Source organism: Cobetia sp. SIMBA_158 (genome assembly GCF_046566945.1).
In the GTDB taxonomy this organism is placed as follows: Bacteria; Pseudomonadota; Gammaproteobacteria; order Pseudomonadales; family Halomonadaceae; genus Cobetia; species Cobetia amphilecti.
In genome coordinates this window covers 1-16,414 of sequence record NZ_JAWJYL010000009.1, presented here as the reverse complement: position 1 = coordinate 16,414, position 16,414 = coordinate 1, and the positions used below count along the sequence as shown (strand labels likewise).

The following is a 16,414-nucleotide window of genomic DNA, read 5'->3' as shown; positions in this document are numbered from 1 at the left end:
CTCCGCCGGCGAGACCGGCGGAGGCGAATAGGCGCTGGGCCGCGAGGGTACTCGCGCTCAGAGCCCCATCTTGAGGCTGGCGACGATGAAGTCATCGAGGTCGCCGTCGAGCACCTTGTCACAGTTGCTCGACTGGACGCTGGTCCGCAGGTCCTTGATGCGCTGGTCATCGAGGACGTAGGAGCGGATCTGGCTGCCCCAGCCGATATCGGACTTGGAGTCCTCGAGTTCCTGCTTGGCGGCGTTGCGCTTCTGCATCTCGGCTTCGTAGATACGCGCCTTCAGCATCTTCATGGCGCGGTCACGGTTGGAGTGCTGGCTACGCTCGGTCTGGCAGGCCGCCACGATACCTGTCGGCACGTGGGTGATACGTACCGCGGAATCGGTGGTGTTGACGTGCTGACCACCGGCACCGGAGGAGCGATAGGTATCGGTGCGCAGGTCGGCCGGATTGATGTCGATCTCGATGTTGTCATCGATTTCCGGCGACACGAACACGGACGCGAACGAGGTGTGACGACGGCCGCCGGAGTCGAAGGGACTCTTGCGGACCAGACGATGCACGCCAAGCTCGGTGCGCAGCCAACCGAAGGCGTAATCGCCCTCGACGTGGATGGTCGCGGACTTGATGCCGGCGACTTCACCGGCGCTCGCCTCGACGATCTCGGTCTTGAAACCGTGATGCTCGGCCCAGCGCAGGTACATGCGCAGCAACATGTTGCCCCAATCCTGCGCTTCGGTACCGCCGGAGCCTGCCTGGATGTCGAGGTAGGCGTTGTTGGCGTCCATCTCACCCGAGAACATGCGACGGAACTCGAGCTTCTCGAGACTGGCCTTGAGCTGGTCCAGCTCGCGGACGACTTCGTCCACGGTGCCCTCATCCTCTTCCTCGACCGCCATTTCCAGCAGGTCGGAGCAGTCGGACAGACCGTTGCTCATGTCGTCGAGGGTCTTGACGACCAGCTCCAGCGACGCACGTTCCTTGCCGAGCTTCTGCGCGTAGTCCGGGTCATTCCAGACGTCCGGATTCTCGAGCTCGCGAGTGACTTCCTCTAGCCGATCCTGCTTTTCGGCATAGTCAAAGGTACCCCCTCAGGACTTCTGCCCTTTCGGACAGGTCCTTGATGAGGTTGGTGATCGGATTGATCTCTTGCATGGTCGTCCTGTCTTGAGGCGATGATGCGTGAATGGGTGCGCGGCGATCCTGTCGCAAGCGACGGGCTCCGCCACATGCCACCCGAGGGTGCATGTGCAGATCGACAGCGCGCAAAGCCCGATATTGTAGCCATTTCCCGGCGTGGCGACCATGCCCGGCCCATCATCCGTGGCCAGCGGGCAAGCGGCGGCTCTCGGCTGCCAGCCCAGCCACCCATCAGCGGGCAGGCGGCGAATACGACCAAAGTCATTCAAAGGCCCGTCAGCCCCGAATGGCCCGAGTTTCCACGCCTTGCATGACGTTTATCGAATGCATGCATAAGCCATCCATTTTTTAACATGGACAGCGGGCAGGAAAAGATTCGATGGTAGAAGGCGACACTCGTATTACCCCTAACAACAATAGCGAGCCTCCCTATCATGGCACGACTGTACTCCCCCTCTCACACCCCGATGCTCCCCGGACGCTTCATGCTCAAACGCTTGGCAGGCTCTCTGCTGCTGGCCGGGGGCATCGTTGCCTCCCAGGGCATCATGGCCGACACGCTCAAGCTGGCGATCATGGGTGAACCGGCCTCGCTGGACCCGCAGCAGATCTCCGGCACCTGGGAAAATGACGTGGTGGGCGACCTCTTCGAGGGACTGGTCACCGAAGCCGCCGATGGCGAGCGCATCCCCGGCGCGGCCGAGTCGTGGCAGATTTCCGACGATGGCAAGACCTACACCTTCACGCTGCGCGAGGACGGCAAGTGGTCAGACGGTGAGCCGGTGACCGCCGAGGACTTCGTGTACGCGCTCAAGCGCATCATGACGCCGGAAAATGCCTCGGATTACGCCTACATCCTGTATCCGATCAAGAATGCCAAGGCCATCAACAGCGGCGAGGCCGAGCCGGACACCCTGGGCGTGCGTGCCGTGGATGATCACACCCTCGAGATCACCCTCGAGCGCCCGACGCTCTACTTCCTGGATCAGCTGTCGCACTACACCGCCTATCCGCTGCCGAAACATGTAGTGGAGAAGTACGGCAAGGACTGGACCGACCCCGGCAAGATGGTCTCCAACGGTGCCTTCGAGCTGAGCGAGTGGCAGCCGCAGACCCGCATCGTCGCGCTCAAGAATCCTGAGTTCCACGATGCCAGGGAGGTCGCGCTGGATGAGGTGATCTACTACCCCATCGAGGAGCGCAACAGCGCCCTGAAGCGCTTCCGCGCCGGCGAGATCGACATCGCGCGCGAATTCCCGACCCAGCAATACGGCTGGCTGAAGGACAACCTGCCGGACGCCACCCACGTCGCGCCCTACCTGGGCATCTACTACTACGTGCTCAACTCGCGCGATGGCCATGCCACCGCAGACCCGCGCGTGCGTGAGGCGCTCAACCTCTCCATCCGCCGCAACATCATCACCGACAAGATTCTCGGCACCGGTGAAGTGCCGGCCTACAGCTTCGTGCCCACCGGCGTGAACCATTACGACATCCAGGAGATGGCCTTCAAGGACATGTCGATGGATGAGCGCATGCAGAAGGCCAGGTCCCTGATGGAAGAGGCTGGCTATGGCCCGGACAACCCGCTGGAGCTGACCCTGCGCTACAACACCAGCGAAGACCACAAGAAGGTGGCCATCGCCGCCGCCGCAATGTGGAAGCCGCTGGGCGTGAAGGTCAATCTGCTGAACGCCGAAGTCGCGGTGCACTACGAGGACATGCGCCAGGGCAAGTTCGATGTCGGCCGCGCCGGCTGGATCGGCGACTACAACGACGCCCAGAACTTCCTCAACCTGCTGGAAAGCGGCGTGCCCAACAACTACGGCGCCTATTCCAACAGTACACTGGATGACGACATGCACAAGGCTGCCAATACGCTCGACATGGAGGATCGCGAGGCGCTGATGCAGGACGCCGAGCGCAAGGCGCTGGATGACTACGCCGTGCTGCCGATCTACTACTACGTGTCGCGCAATCTGGTGAACCCCAAGCTCAGCGGCTGGAAGAACAACATCGAGGATACCCACCGCTCTCGCTGGGTCTCGTTCTCCGAGTGAGGCGAGCCCTGTGAGCCTCTGACCCGGCTCGCCGCTCTCTAGATCGTCATGGGTCCACGCTCGTGTCCGTCAGGGCAGGAGCGTGGCATCTGCCAAGGATGGCACCAGAAGATGACGTCGCGCCCCACGGGCGTGACAAGGAGTTCATGCATGTCCCCCACCTCACCGATGCAATGCGCGGCAAGCCTCAGCGCAGGCCTGCTGCTGTCCGCTCTTCCCCTCTCCCTCGGCGCTTCCGGCAGCGCCATGGCAGCAGAATCCACCAGCCAGAGCGAGCAGATCCTGCGTATCGCCAATGGCGCCGAACCCGGCTCGCTGGACCCGCAACAGACCAACGGCACCTGGGAGACACGCATCACGCGTGATCTGTTCGAGCCGCTGATCGCCTACTCCGCCGACGGCAAGCTGATTCCCGGGCTGGCAGAGCGCTGGGAGTCGTCCGCCGATGGGCTGAGCTGGACCTTTCATCTGCGCGAGGGGCTCGAATGGTCAGACGGCACGCCGCTGACCGCCGAGGATGCCGTCTTCGCGCTGCGCCGCCTGCTGACACCCGCCACCGCGGCCCACAACGCCACGCTCTACTACCCGATCGTCAATGCCCGCGCGGTGAATACCGGTGCGCTGGCGCCGGAGCAACTCGGCATTGCCGCGCCGGATGCGCAGACGCTCACCATCACCCTCAGCCACCCTTCGGCGACGCTGGAGCAGACGCTGGCGATGAGCGAAGCCGCCCCGCTGCCACGCCATGTGATCGCGGCCAAGGGCGCTGACTGGACGCGACCGGCCAACATGGCTACCTCGGGTGCCTTCGTGCTCAAGACCTGGTCGCCCCAGGCCGAGATTCGCCTGACACCCAATCCTCGCTATCACGCGGCGGACACGGTCGCGCTCGATGAGGTGGTCTACCTGCCCATCGAGGAGAGTCATGCCGCGCTCAATCGCTTCCGCGCCGGCGAAGTCGAGATCGCCTACGGTGTGCCCGCCAGCCATTACACCTGGATCCAGGACAATCTGGCCGCTGCCCTGCAGACCTACCCGATCCTCGGCGAGTACTTCTATGTCTTCAATCTGCGCGAAGGCTCGCCGGTGGCCGACCCGCGCATTCGTCGCGTGCTGAATCTGGCCACGCGCCGTGAGGTGATCACCGAGCGCATTCTCGGCATGGGCCAGATTCCCTCCTGGCACTTCGTGCCGAAGGCATTGGGTGAGCATCAGGGCGCGCGCTTCGATTTCGCTGACTGGTCGATGGACAGGCGCATGGCGAAGGCGCGCGAACTGATGGCAGACGCGGGCTACGGCCCGGATACCCCGCTTGAGCTGACCCTGCGCTACAACACCCTGGAAGACCACAAGAAGATCGCCGTGGCCCTGGGGGCGATGTGGAAACCGCTGGGCGTGAAGGTGACGCTGACCAACACCGAGGCCGCGGTGCATTACCGCGATCTGGCGCTGGGCGATTTCGAGGTCGGCCGTTACGGCATGATCGCCACCATCGCCGATGCCTACGACTTCCTGAACGCCTTCAGCAGCGACAACACCTCCAACGCGCCCGGGCTCAGCTCGCCGACCTACGATGCGCTGATCGAGGCGGCGGCGCGTGAAGGAGGCGTCGGCACCCGCCAGCGCCAGCTCCACGATGCCGAGCAGTATCTGCTCGACAACGATGTAGTGCTGCCGCTCTACGACTATGTCACCTCCAGCCTTGTCGACCCCGCCATCAGCGGCTGGGCGCCCAATGCGCTGGACGTGCACCCGAGTCGCTATCTGCAGCTCGATATCTCGCACTGACAGACGACAGTCACCAATAACAACGACACACCCGGGCAGCGGCCCGGACGGAGCACTGGATGCTGAGCTACACCCTCAAACGGTTGCTGCAGGCGATTCCCACCCTGCTGATCGTGATCACCCTGTCGTTCTTCCTGATGCGGGTCGCCCCGGGCGGCCCCTTCGATGGCGAGCGCCGCCTGCCCCCGGAAATCGAGCAGAACCTGCGCGCGGCCTATCACCTTGATGAGCCATTGCCGATGCAGTATCTGCGCTATCTGGGCGATCTGGTGCAGGGCGATCTCGGTCCGTCCTTCAAGTACAAGGACTTCGATGTCAGCGAGCTGATCAGCCAGGGCTTCCCGGCCAGTCTGGAGCTGGGCATGTGGGCGATTCTGGCCGCGCTGCTGATCGGGGTGCCGCTGGGGGTGATCGCGGCCATCCGGCGCAACTCGACGGCGGATTACGTGGTGATGAGTACTGCGCTGGCGGGGATCGCGGTGCCCAATTTCGTGATCGCCCCGCTGCTGGCGCTGGTGTTCGGCGTTCTGCTCGGCTGGTTGCCGGCCGGCGGTTGGAACGGTGGCGCCTGGCAGAACCTGCTGCTGCCGGTGGTGGCGCTCTCCATCCAGCAGATCGCCTACATCGCCCGCATGATGCGCGCCAGCATGATCGAGGTGCTCGGTAGTCACTACATCCGCACCGCCCGCGCCAAGGGGCTGAGCGAGTGGAAGGTGATTCTGCGCCATGCATTGCGACCGGCGATGCTGCCGGTGGTCTCGTATCTCGGCCCAGCCATCGCCGGCATCATCACCGGCTCGGTGGTGATCGAGCAGATCTTCGGCATTCCCGGCATCGGGCGCTATTTCGTGCAGGGTGCGCTCAATCGTGACTACACCCTGGTGATGGGCACGGTGGTCTTCTATGGCGCCTTGATCCTGCTGCTCAACCTGATCGTCGATCTGCTCTACAGCATGCTCGACCCGCAGATCCGCTACGACGACTGACCCGAGGCCCTGACATGTCACAGACAACTCCCGCTCCCCACGGCACCGGCGGTGCCAGTGCCTTCGACGGCCAGCCCCCTGCCGCGCCGGCAGGCGACAGCCTGACCCGCGACGCCTGGCGTCGTCTCAAGCAGAACCGCGCCGCCATGTGCAGCCTGGTGGTGATGGCCGTCATCGTGCTGGCCTGCCTGATCGGCCCGTGGCTGACGCCCTTCGAACTCGACGAGGTCGACTGGAACGCCATCGGCACCGGCCCGGACCTGGCCACCGGCCACGTCTTCGGCACCGACGTCAACGGCCGCGACCTGCTGACCCGCACCCTGCATGGCGGCCAGATCTCGCTGTCGGTGGCGCTGGTCGCCACCTTCGTCAGCCTGGTGATCGGCGTGCTCTACGGCGCCGTCTCCGGCTACTTCGGCGGACGCACCGACAACCTGATGATGCGCTTCGTCGACATCATGTATTCGCTGCCGTTCATGTTCCTGGTGATCCTGCTGATGGTGGTGTTCGGTCGCAACATCTTCCTGATCTATGCCGCCATCGGCGCGGTGGAGTGGCTGGATATGTCACGCATCGTGCGTGGCCAGGTGCTGGCGCTCAAGAAGCGCGAATTCGTGGAGGCGGCGCATGCGCTGGGCGTGCGCGACCTGCAGGTGGTCACCCGCCATCTGATCCCCAATGCGCTGGGGCCGGTGATCGTCTACGTCACGCTGACGGTGCCCAAGGTCATCCTGCTGGAAAGCTTCCTGTCGTTCCTCGGTCTCGGCGTGCAGGAACCGCTGACCTCATGGGGCGTGTTGATCTCCGAAGGCAAGGACATGATGGAGACCGCACCCTGGATGCTGCTGGTGCCCTCGGCCTTCCTCGCCGCGACCCTGTTCTGCCTCAACTTCCTCGGCGATGGGCTGCGTGACGCCCTCGACCCCAAGACTCGCTGAACCGGAGCGCTGATCATGACTTCTTCACCCTCTACCTCCGGCACCTCCTCCAGCCTGCCGCCAGCACGCAACGCCGCCGACCAGGCCCGCGCCGACACCCTGACTCGCCTGGGGCTGGCCGCCGAGGCGCCGGGCACGCCGCCGCTGATGGAGATCGATGCCCTCAAGGTCGACTTCCAGCTGCCGGACGGCGCGGTACCCGCCGTCAAGGGTGTCAGCTTCACCCTCAACAAGGGCGAGACGCTGGCGCTGGTCGGCGAGTCCGGCTCCGGCAAGTCGGTCACGTCCACCGCCATCCTGCGCCTGCTGCCGGAGCTCGCCGAGATCAAGGGCGCCATCCGCCTGCGCGGCGAAGACCTGCTGAGTGCCTCGACGCGGCGCATGCGCGAGCTGCGCGGCAACCGCATCGCCACCGTCTTCCAGGAGCCGATGACCTCGCTCAATCCGCTGCACCGCATCGGGCGCCAGATCATCGAGGTACTGGCGCTGCATCGTGATCTCAAGGGCCGCGCGGCTCGCCACAAGGCGCTGGAATTGCTCGAGCAGGTCGGCATCCCGGAGCCGGCGCGACGTATCGACAGCTATCCCCACGAGCTGTCCGGTGGCCAGCGTCAGCGCGTGATGATCGCCATCGCGCTGGCCTGCGAGCCGGACCTGCTGATCGCCGATGAGCCGACCACCGCGCTGGATGTCACGGTGCAGGCGCAGATCCTGCGGTTGCTCAAGTCGCTGCAACAGCGCTACGGCATGGCGATCCTGTTCATCACCCACGACCTGAGCATCGTGCGCCACTTCGCGGACCGCGTCTGCGTGATGCGTCACGGCGAGCTGCTGGAAACCGGCGCCACCCACGACGTCTTCGAGAGCCCGCAGCATGACTACACCCGCATGCTGATCGATGCCGAACCGGCCGGCGAGAAGGCGCCGGTGGCCGCGGATGCGCCGGTGCTGCTGTCGGCGCGCGATGTGCGTGTCAGCTTCACCATCAAGCGTCCGCTGTTCGGGGCCAAGGTCGCCTTCGAGGCGGTGCGCGGCATCGATCTCGAGGTGCGACGCGGCCAGACCATCGGCATCGTCGGCGAGTCCGGCTCCGGCAAGTCGACGCTGGGGCGCGCCCTGCTGCGCCTGCTCAAGAGCCAGGGCCAGATCAGCTTCGATGGCGTCGATATCATGCCGCTGGACAAGTCGGGCATGCGCCCCTTGCGCTCGCGCATGCAGGTCGTCTTCCAGGACCCCTTCGGCTCCCTGTCGCCGCGCCTGACCGTGGGCGAGATCATCAGCGAAGGCCTGCGCGTGCATCACCCCGAGCTCAATCGCGCCCAGCGCGATGCGCGGGTCTGCGACGCCCTGAGCGAGGTCAGCCTCGATCCCGGCATGCGCAATCGCTATCCGCATGAGTTCTCCGGCGGTCAGCGCCAGCGCATCGCCATCGCCCGCGCCCTGGTGCTCAAGCCGGAATTCCTGCTGCTGGACGAGCCGACCTCGGCGCTGGACCGCTCGGTACAGGTCACGGTGATCGACCTGCTGCGCGACCTGCAGGCGCGCCATGGCCTGACCTATCTGTTCATCAGCCATGATCTGGCGGTCGTGCGTGCGCTGTCAGACCACCTCATCGTGATGAAGGAAGGCGAGGTGGTGGAAAGCGGCAGTACCCACGCCATCTTCGAGGCGCCCCGTGAGCGTTATACGCGTGAATTGATGCAGGCCGCGTTCGCCCCGGATCTGGGCCAGACGCACCACTGACACCCTGAAAAGACGACATGCCTGATGGGCGCTGCGGCGCCCATCAAGACCCCGCTTTGCCTGAGAAAAGGCGCAGGGCCTCATCACTGCCTGCCTGAGGGGTGGCGATGAGCGCCCGGCCTCGCCCCGGGCAAGGGCTGCCGAGTCGCTCACACGAATCGGCATTGGCTGCCAACCGGGTGCTTGCACCCGACCGAGGCCGGAGCAGGACGCTCCGGCATTACCCACACCGATGGAAAGACATGCACAGGATGACGATGCAACCTACAACAACAGCCAGCATCCCCCTTCACACTCACTCACGACTGCGTCACGCGATTGGCGCAGCCCTGCTCGGCACGGGACTGCTGAGCATGAGCCCCATGGCCCAGGCCATCGAGGTCTACAAGACGGATACCGACCGCGTCGAGTTCAGTGGCCGCCTGGCGGCGTTTGCGGTGATCCAGGATGGCGCACACGACGAGATCTACAACGGCGGCTCGCGGGTGCGCCTGATCCACGAGCATCAGTTCGAGCAGGGCTGGAGCTCCATCATCCGCGCCGAATGGGGCTTCGATCCCTGGTTCAAGGACGGCACCGATGCTCACTACAAGCGCATGCTCTACGCCGGAGCGGCCCACGAGAAATGGGGCAGCTTCACGGTCGGCAAGCAGTATGGCCCCTGGTACGACATGGTGGCCGTCAACACCGACTGGTTCTGGATCAATGGTGGCGAGGCGTCCGGCACCTTCGAAGGCCGCAGCGGTGACGGCGGCCTGCATGGCACGGGGCGGCCGGACAACTCGCTCTACTGGAAGAAGGGCTTCGACGATGTCACTGTCGGCCTGCTCTACCAGCTCGGCCATGATGGCCAGCACAGCAACGAGACCTCACTCTTCGAGGATGGCGTCTTCACCACCGAGACCGAGTACTCCGGGTATGAGCGTGACTACAGCTATGAAGCTGCGCTCAACTGGCACCCGAACGAGGACTTCACGGTGGGCGGCGTCTTCCACCATACGGAGCTGAGCGACTACGAGAGCGGCAACAGCGAGAACGGCGATATCGATGCCTGGCTGCTCGGCGGTCACTGGTCACCGGGCAACTGGTACATCGCCCTCGTCGGCGGTGAATATCGCAACCACATCGCCGGCAGCACCCTGGACTCCTCGGAAGATTTCGTCGACAAGGCGCGCGGCGCGGAATTCGTGGTCAACTACAAGTTCAAGGAGGTCATCTGGGGCGATGACAGTGTCGAGCTCTACGGTGGCTTGAACCACCTGGAGGACGCCGACAGCGAAGCACGCTACGCCTATCAGATTCTGGGCGCGGCCTGGCGGGTCAAGGACCTGACGCTGGCCACCGAGTATCGCTTCGACAACAGCCGCCAGTCAGACGGCAGCGAGTACAGCGCCGACCGCGACCAGCTGATGTTCCTGGCGCGTTATGACTTCTGATCGTCATGTCAGACGCTGGTAACGGTTCGCCAATGCTCGCGCTGAGGCGATAGTTCCGCCCTTGCCTGATGAACCCGGCAAGGACGACAAGAAAACGCCCGGTCATATGACCGGGCGTTTCTGTATCAGTTGTATCGGTTGTCCCGAGATCAGCTCAGCGTTTCAGCCACTGACGTGCTCAGAAGCGATAGGTCGCGCCGAGACCGAAGCCATGCGCTTCATTCTCGTAATCGGCTTCATAGGTACCACGGTTGGGTTCGCTCAGGCTGACGGTGGCCGTATCTTCCCACAGGTAGGTGTAGGCCATGTCGATGGTCAGCTCCGGCATCGGCGTCCAGCCGGCCCCCAGCGAGAAGATGGTGCGATCCCCGGACGGGATACGCGCGCTGCGATGCTCGTCCACGGTCGGGCTGTCATCGAAGGCCATGCCGGTGCGCAGCACCCACTGCGGATTGAGCTGATAGCTCAGACCGACCGCGTACTGCCAGCTATCCTCGTAGCCCTGCTCCTCGACGATGTCGCTCATGTTGTCGACTTCCACCGCGATCTCATCGAAGCGGCTCCAGTGCACCCAGGTCACGCCCGCCATCAGCGTCCAGCGATCATCCAGCTTGTGCGTCACGGAGAAGTCGATGCTTTCCGGCAAGGTCACGTCCAGCGACGCATCCTGCTCGGTATTCGCGAAGCCCGCGCCAGTGAAGACATTGTTGTACTTGGCCTCGCCGTCCAGGCTGTAATCCACCTTGGAGCGATAGGACAGACCGAGACGGGTACTTTCCACCGGCTGGAAGATGACCCCGACGTTGTAGCCCCAGGCGGCATCGTCGCCCTTGATCTTGACCTTGCCATCGCCTGCGCCGACATCGAGAGTATTCGACGTCAACTCACCCTTGATACTGTTGTAGGTCACACCGGCGCCGATGGCCCACTTGTCATTGATGCGGTAGGAGATGGTCGGCTGGGCGGTGACCACCTCGACTTCACTGTAATTGGCGAAATAACGGCCGCGGAAATCAGAACCATAATCGGTGATCACGCCAAAGGGCGCGTAGACCCCGAAGCCCAGTGCTACCCGATCATTCATCGGCTGCACGTAATAGAAGGAAGGCACTGCCGCCCCCGGCACCATGTCACCGTCATCTCCGCCAGAGACTGGCCGACCGAGTGCATCATTCGCGCTGGCGACATCAATATCGGTATTGACGTCCAGATAGGTCACACCGCCGGTGATCTGGGCACGATCCAGGAAGGACATGCCGGCCGGGTTGCCGAACACGGTGGAGGCATCATTGGCATTCGAGGCGCGCCCGGCGAAGGAGGTGCCCTGGGTACTGACACTCTGCTCGTTCAGCTGGAAGGCCCCCGCGTGAACGCCACCGGCATAAGCCGTGGCTACCGTTGCCAGAGCGACCCCGAGGGTGAGTTTGTTCATCTTGTTTTTCATTATGGATGGCGTCCCATTGCAGGTGGCTGGAGAGCCGCATGTTGTTGTTATCATTCGTTGATGCATAGCTCTGTCACCTACGTTTTGGGCGAGTCGTGCGTTCAAGTCAAGGGCGAACGTTTGTTTGAATAGGGAGATTTCTAGTATTCAGGGAACTTTCATTCATGTCTGCACCGTCACGTGCTGCTAAGCCCATGACCTGACGACGATTTAGTGCCTTGTCTCCAGCGTTTAAAACACGACAGCCCCCTCTGCTCCCTCCTCTAGCCTATTGGTCGAACATCAGCTTTTTCGTATGTATCGGCTCGCTTGACCTATGTGCAACACATAAGTCTTACACTGATGATCAGTCACGGAACATTGGCTGCCGACAGACCTTCAGGGCAGCCGAATGCTCTCTCCGCCACTCTTGATCACCAGGAGATGATGCAATGAAAGTCGCCGAACTGGCCCGCGCGGGGGGCGTCACCGCCGAAACCGTTCGCCATTACACGCGCCAGGGGCTGATCACGGCCCGACGTGATCCCGTCAACAACTACCAGCGCTTCGATGAGCAGGCGCTGGTACGCCTCAAATTCATCAGTCAGGCACGCCAGCTGGGCTTCAGCCTTTCCGACATCAAACAGATTCTCGAGCAGGCGGACCAGCACGACTCGCCGTGCCCGCTGGTGCGTGACCTGCTGCGACAGCACCTGCCGAGAGTGCGCGAGCGCATTCGTGAGCTGGAAGCCCTGGCAGGGCGCATGGAGCATGCGCTGGATTGCTGGCAGGGCCTGCCGGATGGCGTGCCGGACGGCAACAGCGTGTGCTGTCTGATCGAAGGCTTTCCGCAGGACATGCCCGACACCGCTTCCACTTCCAAACGCCGCGACGGGGGGCAATCATGATGACCACATCACTTCCCGAGACACGCCTTCTGCAGGCACCTGGCATCCATTGTCAGGGCTGTGTCAGCAGGATTCGTCGTGCCCTGCAGGCGCAGGACTCGCAGGCCGAGTTGCTCGGCGCGCCTGACGCAGAGCTGTTGCTGATGCACAGCCAGTTGTCATCCACGGCACTGCAGGAAGTCGCGGACGACTGCGGCTACCCCCTCAAGGAGGAAGCCCTGCCGGAACGCGCCCATCACGATCTGTCGGTGTACGGCATGCACTGCCAGAAGTGCGTCGCCAGATTGCGTGAGGCCATCCAGCACTGGGATGAGGCTGCGCAAGTCACTGGCACGCCGAAAGAAGACATTCTCGACGTGGACACCTGTCTGCCGCGCGGGCTGCTCGAGAGAATCATCCTCGAGACGGACTATTCGCTTGAGGCCCCCGCCGAGGCGGATGAAGCTCAAGCCGCACCGGCTGCTGATACGCCGGTCGTTGCGAGCAAGTCAGGCGCTGCGAACGCGTCAGGTACTGCAAACAAGACAGCGACTGAGAGCCAGCCAGCCGATAGCGCAAGCGCCGAGTTCTCACTGTCCGGCGTCACCTGCGCCAGCTGCGTGGCGACGATCCAGAAGGCACTGGATGGCCTGGATGGAGTGGAGCAGGCGCAGGTCAACTTCGCCTCGCGCACCGCCCAGGTCACGAGCCGCCTCGCTCCCGACGAGATCGTCTCGGCCATCGAAGGCGTCGGCTACGGGGCGAGCCTGGTGGAAGATACGCAGGCCGGTGAGCAGCAACAGCAAGAGGACGCCGATCAGGAATATCGCTCTCGTGTCCGTGACAGCGTGCTGTCACTGGGCATCGGCATCCCCCTGATGATCAGCATGTTCTTCCATCATCCCGGCTTCGAGGGGCTCGAGCGCGGGGTGTGGCTTGCGATCGGCGTCGCCGTGCTGGGCGTGCTCGCCACGGCAGGACGCAGCTTCTTCACCAGCGCCTGGAAGGCCTTCACGCACCATCAGGCCAACATGGATACGCTGGTGGCGCTCGGTACCGGTGCGGCATGGATCTACTCCATGGGCGTGCTGCTATTCCCCGACAGCGTGCCCCCGGCGGCGCGCGGGCTCTACTTTGAAGCCTCGACCATGATCATCGGCTTGATCAGCCTGGGGCAGGCGCTGGAAGTCCGCGCCCGGGGCCGTACTCAGCAGGCGCTGCGCGCGTTGCTGGATCTGCAGACTCGCACGGCCCGCGTGATCCGCGACGGGGAAGAGCGCGAGATCGATATCAACGAGGTCCGCAGCGGGGACCAGGTGCGCATTCGCCCCGGTGAGCGCATTCCGGTGGACGGCAGGGTCATCGAGGGCCAGAGCCACATCGATGAATCGATGCTCAGCGGTGAGCCACTGCCCGTGTCACGCGGTATCGGCGATGAGGTAGCCGCCGGTACGCTCAATACGCGTGGCAGTCTGGTCTTCGAAGTCGAGCGAGTCGGTAGCGAGACGCGCCTGGGACGCATCATCAGCCAGGTGCGTCAGGCGCAGAATTCGCGCCCGCCGATCGGTCGGCTGGCTGACACCATCTCCGGCGTGTTCGTGCCCAGCGTGATGATCATCGCCATCGTCGCGGCGCTGGTGTGGTTCAACTTCGGGCCTGCGCCGACCGGCGTGCATATGCTGGTGGTCGCGACGGCGGTACTCGTCATCGCCTGTCCGTGTGCGCTGGGTCTGGCGACGCCGATCTCGACCATGATCGGGGTCGGCAAGGCGGCGGAACATGGCGTGCTGGTACGTAGCGGTGAGGCACTGCAGACCGCCAGTCGCTTGACCGCGCTGGTGGTCGACAAGACCGGCACCCTAACGCGCGGCAAGCCGGAGGTCACCGAGGTCTCGCTCCTCGAAGGGGAAGACGAGGAAGCCGTACTGGATGCAGCATATGCACTGGAGCGGGGCTCCGAGCACCCGCTGGCCGCGGCACTGCTGGCACATATCGAAGCCAGACGCCCCGATGCCTCGCGCAGCAAGGCCTTCCATGACTACCAGACCATCAGCGGACGCGGCATTCAGGCCCAGGACGATGCCGGTCGCACCTGGCGCATGGGCAACGCTGCCATGCTGGAAGAGGCAGGCATCAGCCTGGCTCCTCTCAGCGAGCAGATAGCAGCGCTGGAAGACAATGCGCGCACCCTGATACTGATGGCTCGCGACGATGAATTGCTCGCCGTCTTCGGCCTGGCCGACCCGCTGCGTGACGATAGCCGCGATGCCATAGCTCGCCTGCATGCCATCGGCCTCAAGGTGATCATGCTGACCGGTGACAACCCTCACACGGCAGCGGCCGTGGCGCGCGAGACCGGTATCGATGATTACCGTGCCGGCGTCTCACCGGATGACAAGCACGATGAGATCGCGCGGCTGCAGCAGGAAGGTCATGTAGTGGGCATGGTCGGCGATGGCATCAATGATGCGCCGGCGCTGGCGCTGGCCGATGTCGGCTTCGCGATGGGCGAAGGTACCGACGTTGCCATCGAGACCGCCGGTATCACGTTGATGCAGCCGTCGCTGGGCGGGGTCGCGGATGCGATCGCGATCAGCCAGGCCACCCTGCGCAACATCAAGCAGAACCTGGTGGGGGCCTTCGGCTACAACCTGATCGGCATCCCGATCGCTGCAGGCATCCTCTACCCCTTCACGGGCATGTTGCTGTCGCCGGTAATCGCAGGACTGGCCATGTCCTTGTCCTCGGTCACCGTCGTGACCAATGCCAATCGTCTGCGTCGATATACGCCCCCGAGCGCAGCTGGATCCGCAACGAGTAACCCAGAGAATACCGCCACCACCTCACAAGGAGCGTCAGCATGATCTGCATGGCCATCAATCTGCTAGGGTTCGGCCTGATCGCCGCCATTGTCTGGTGGTTCTGGCTCGCCAAGTCATGAAACACACTCCAGGACTTGCTCTGTAGTCGCTGAAATCGAGCAAGCTGATTGCACAAGGCAATCGCGCTAGATAATCATCTCAAAGCCCTGTCACACGCTGTGTGGCAGGGCTTTTTTCGTGACTGTTTCCTGATCAAAAGCGCACCAGACGGCTCTCGCAAGACTCGCAACGATAGCGCTCATGACATGCCATCCTGCGGCTCCGAGACCCGTGTCACCCAACAGCACACTGGAGAGGAAACAGCTGCCGCGAGTTCGTATGGATAGCTCCTGCACTGACGAATCTTGAGTTTTCCACAGCCGCTTTGCTCTTCTTTACCCCGCGCATCACTTCTTTACCCCGCTTGACCAAGGCGCCGAGAATGCAAAAACGCCCCTGCCACATCAGTGACAGGGGCGTTTCCTTTGACCTTCTTTCTGCACAGCGGATCTTCTGACGTCTCTATGCGTGCCTTTCCACACATGCCACATGGCTTCTCCCACGCATGACCTTCGCGCCTATGATTTTTCCTGCACACAAAGAGAACCGCCCCTGCAGCAAGGCTACAAGGGCGGTTCAGTATAAGTGCCTGACGAGGATCGGGGCGGCCATCCGCGACTCTTGCAGGGAGAAACCCTACCTGGCGGGTCTATCACACCAATGATCTAGCAGCTTTCATCAGCAATTCTCGGCACATTTTGCTTGCACGAGGCTTTCTTTTTCGCCAATTTTTCCTGCGCACAAAAAGAACCGCCCCTGCAGCAAGGCTACAGGGGCGGTTCAGTATAAGTGCCTGACGATGACCTACTCTCACATGGAGAAACTCCACACTACCATCGGCGCTAAGCGGTTTCACTTCCGAGTTCGGCATGGGATCGGGTGGTTCACGCTCGCTATGGTCGTCAGGCGAAACGGTGGCATCTTGCGATGCCTGAGTCTCGAGGCTTGTGGCCTCGTGACTCGCAATATGAATCATGCTGACCGATATGTCTCGATCCTGTCGCAATCCCGGCGGTTTGCCTACGCAAACCCCTTGGGTGTTATATGGTCAAGCCTCACGGGCAATTAGTACTGGTTAGCTCAACACATTG

At 63.1% G+C, this 16,414-nt stretch carries 10 protein-coding genes and 1 rRNA gene; 8 read left to right on the top strand and 3 right to left on the bottom strand.

Annotated elements, in window-relative coordinates; translation table 11 throughout:
- Positions 1-57: 57 nt before the first annotated feature.
- Positions 58-1,156 (bottom strand): peptide chain release factor 2 gene (gene prfB / locus R2R70_RS13710; protein ID WP_107335890.1). Its coding sequence is split into 2 segments (ribosomal slippage): positions 58-1,080 and positions 1,082-1,156, totalling 1,098 coding nucleotides; the frame shifts between segments, so codons are not numbered across the junction.
- Between the two features lie 419 nt (positions 1,157-1,575).
- Here prfB and R2R70_RS13705 point away from each other — a divergent pair.
- The 6 genes from R2R70_RS13705 to R2R70_RS13680 all read left to right on the top strand — a co-directional run bounded on the left by R2R70_RS13705 (position 1,576) and on the right by R2R70_RS13680 (position 10,092).
- The gene (locus tag R2R70_RS13705; RefSeq protein ID WP_410978305.1) at positions 1,576-3,201 is read left to right on the top strand and encodes a peptide ABC transporter substrate-binding protein; all 1,626 of its coding nucleotides are present in this window, start codon (positions 1,576-1,578) and stop codon (positions 3,199-3,201) included.
- A 150-nt stretch (positions 3,202-3,351) separates the two neighbouring features.
- Positions 3,352-4,989 (top strand): ABC transporter substrate-binding protein, encoded by a 1,638-nt coding sequence (locus R2R70_RS13700; protein ID WP_410978304.1) that lies wholly within the window; start codon positions 3,352-3,354, stop codon positions 4,987-4,989.
- 59 nt (positions 4,990-5,048) lie between these two features.
- Entirely contained in the window at positions 5,049-5,975 is a 927-nt protein-coding gene (gene oppB / locus R2R70_RS13695; protein ID WP_043337152.1) for an oligopeptide ABC transporter permease OppB, read from the top strand.
- A gap of 14 nt (positions 5,976-5,989) precedes the next feature.
- Positions 5,990-6,913, top strand: coding sequence for an ABC transporter permease (locus tag R2R70_RS13690; RefSeq protein ID WP_410978303.1), 924 nt, complete (start codon positions 5,990-5,992; stop codon positions 6,911-6,913).
- Between the two features lie 147 nt (positions 6,914-7,060).
- Positions 7,061-8,656: an ABC transporter ATP-binding protein gene (locus R2R70_RS13685; protein WP_410978334.1), complete on the top strand. Its 1,596-nt coding sequence runs from the start codon at positions 7,061-7,063 to the stop codon at positions 8,654-8,656.
- Positions 8,657-9,009: 353 nt separating this feature from the next.
- Complete coding sequence (locus R2R70_RS13680; RefSeq protein WP_165874008.1) at positions 9,010-10,092, top strand: porin; 1,083 nt, start codon at positions 9,010-9,012, stop codon at positions 10,090-10,092.
- 178 nt (positions 10,093-10,270) lie between these two features.
- On the opposite strand, the gene R2R70_RS13675 is transcribed toward R2R70_RS13680, so the two are convergent.
- Entirely contained in the window at positions 10,271-11,524 is a 1,254-nt protein-coding gene (locus R2R70_RS13675) for an OmpP1/FadL family transporter (RefSeq protein WP_410978302.1), read from the bottom strand.
- Positions 11,525-11,967: 443 nt separating this feature from the next.
- On the opposite strand from R2R70_RS13675, the gene R2R70_RS13670 reads away from it, so the two are divergent.
- Complete coding sequence (locus R2R70_RS13670) at positions 11,968-12,423, top strand: MerR family DNA-binding protein (RefSeq protein WP_410978301.1); 456 nt, start codon at positions 11,968-11,970, stop codon at positions 12,421-12,423.
- Between the two features lie 257 nt (positions 12,424-12,680).
- Complete coding sequence (locus tag R2R70_RS13665) at positions 12,681-15,266, top strand: heavy metal translocating P-type ATPase (protein WP_410978333.1); 2,586 nt, start codon at positions 12,681-12,683, stop codon at positions 15,264-15,266.
- 848 nt (positions 15,267-16,114) lie between these two features.
- Here the strand turns inward: R2R70_RS13665 and rrf are convergent.
- A 5S ribosomal RNA gene (gene rrf / locus R2R70_RS13660) occupies positions 16,115-16,230 on the bottom strand.
- Positions 16,231-16,414: the final 184 nt, after the last annotated feature.

Bases quoted from the DNA above. Each gene is read 5' to 3' on its own strand.
- R2R70_RS13705 (WP_410978305.1), top strand. From the start codon at position 1,576: ATGGCACGACTGTACTCCCCCTCTCACACCCCGATGCTCCCCGGACGC.
- R2R70_RS13700 (WP_410978304.1), top strand. From the start codon at position 3,352: ATGTCCCCCACCTCACCGATGCAATGCGCGGCAAGCCTCAGCGCAGGC.
- oppB (WP_043337152.1), top strand. From the start codon at position 5,049: ATGCTGAGCTACACCCTCAAACGGTTGCTGCAGGCGATTCCCACCCTG.
- R2R70_RS13690 (WP_410978303.1), top strand. From the start codon at position 5,990: ATGTCACAGACAACTCCCGCTCCCCACGGCACCGGCGGTGCCAGTGCC.
- R2R70_RS13685 (WP_410978334.1), top strand. From the start codon at position 7,061: ATGGAGATCGATGCCCTCAAGGTCGACTTCCAGCTGCCGGACGGCGCG.
- R2R70_RS13680 (WP_165874008.1), top strand. From the start codon at position 9,010: ATGAGCCCCATGGCCCAGGCCATCGAGGTCTACAAGACGGATACCGAC.
- R2R70_RS13675 (WP_410978302.1), bottom strand. From the start codon at position 11,524: ATGAACAAACTCACCCTCGGGGTCGCTCTGGCAACGGTAGCCACGGCT.
- R2R70_RS13670 (WP_410978301.1), top strand. From the start codon at position 11,968: ATGAAAGTCGCCGAACTGGCCCGCGCGGGGGGCGTCACCGCCGAAACC.
- R2R70_RS13665 (WP_410978333.1), top strand. From the start codon at position 12,681: ATGCACTGCCAGAAGTGCGTCGCCAGATTGCGTGAGGCCATCCAGCAC.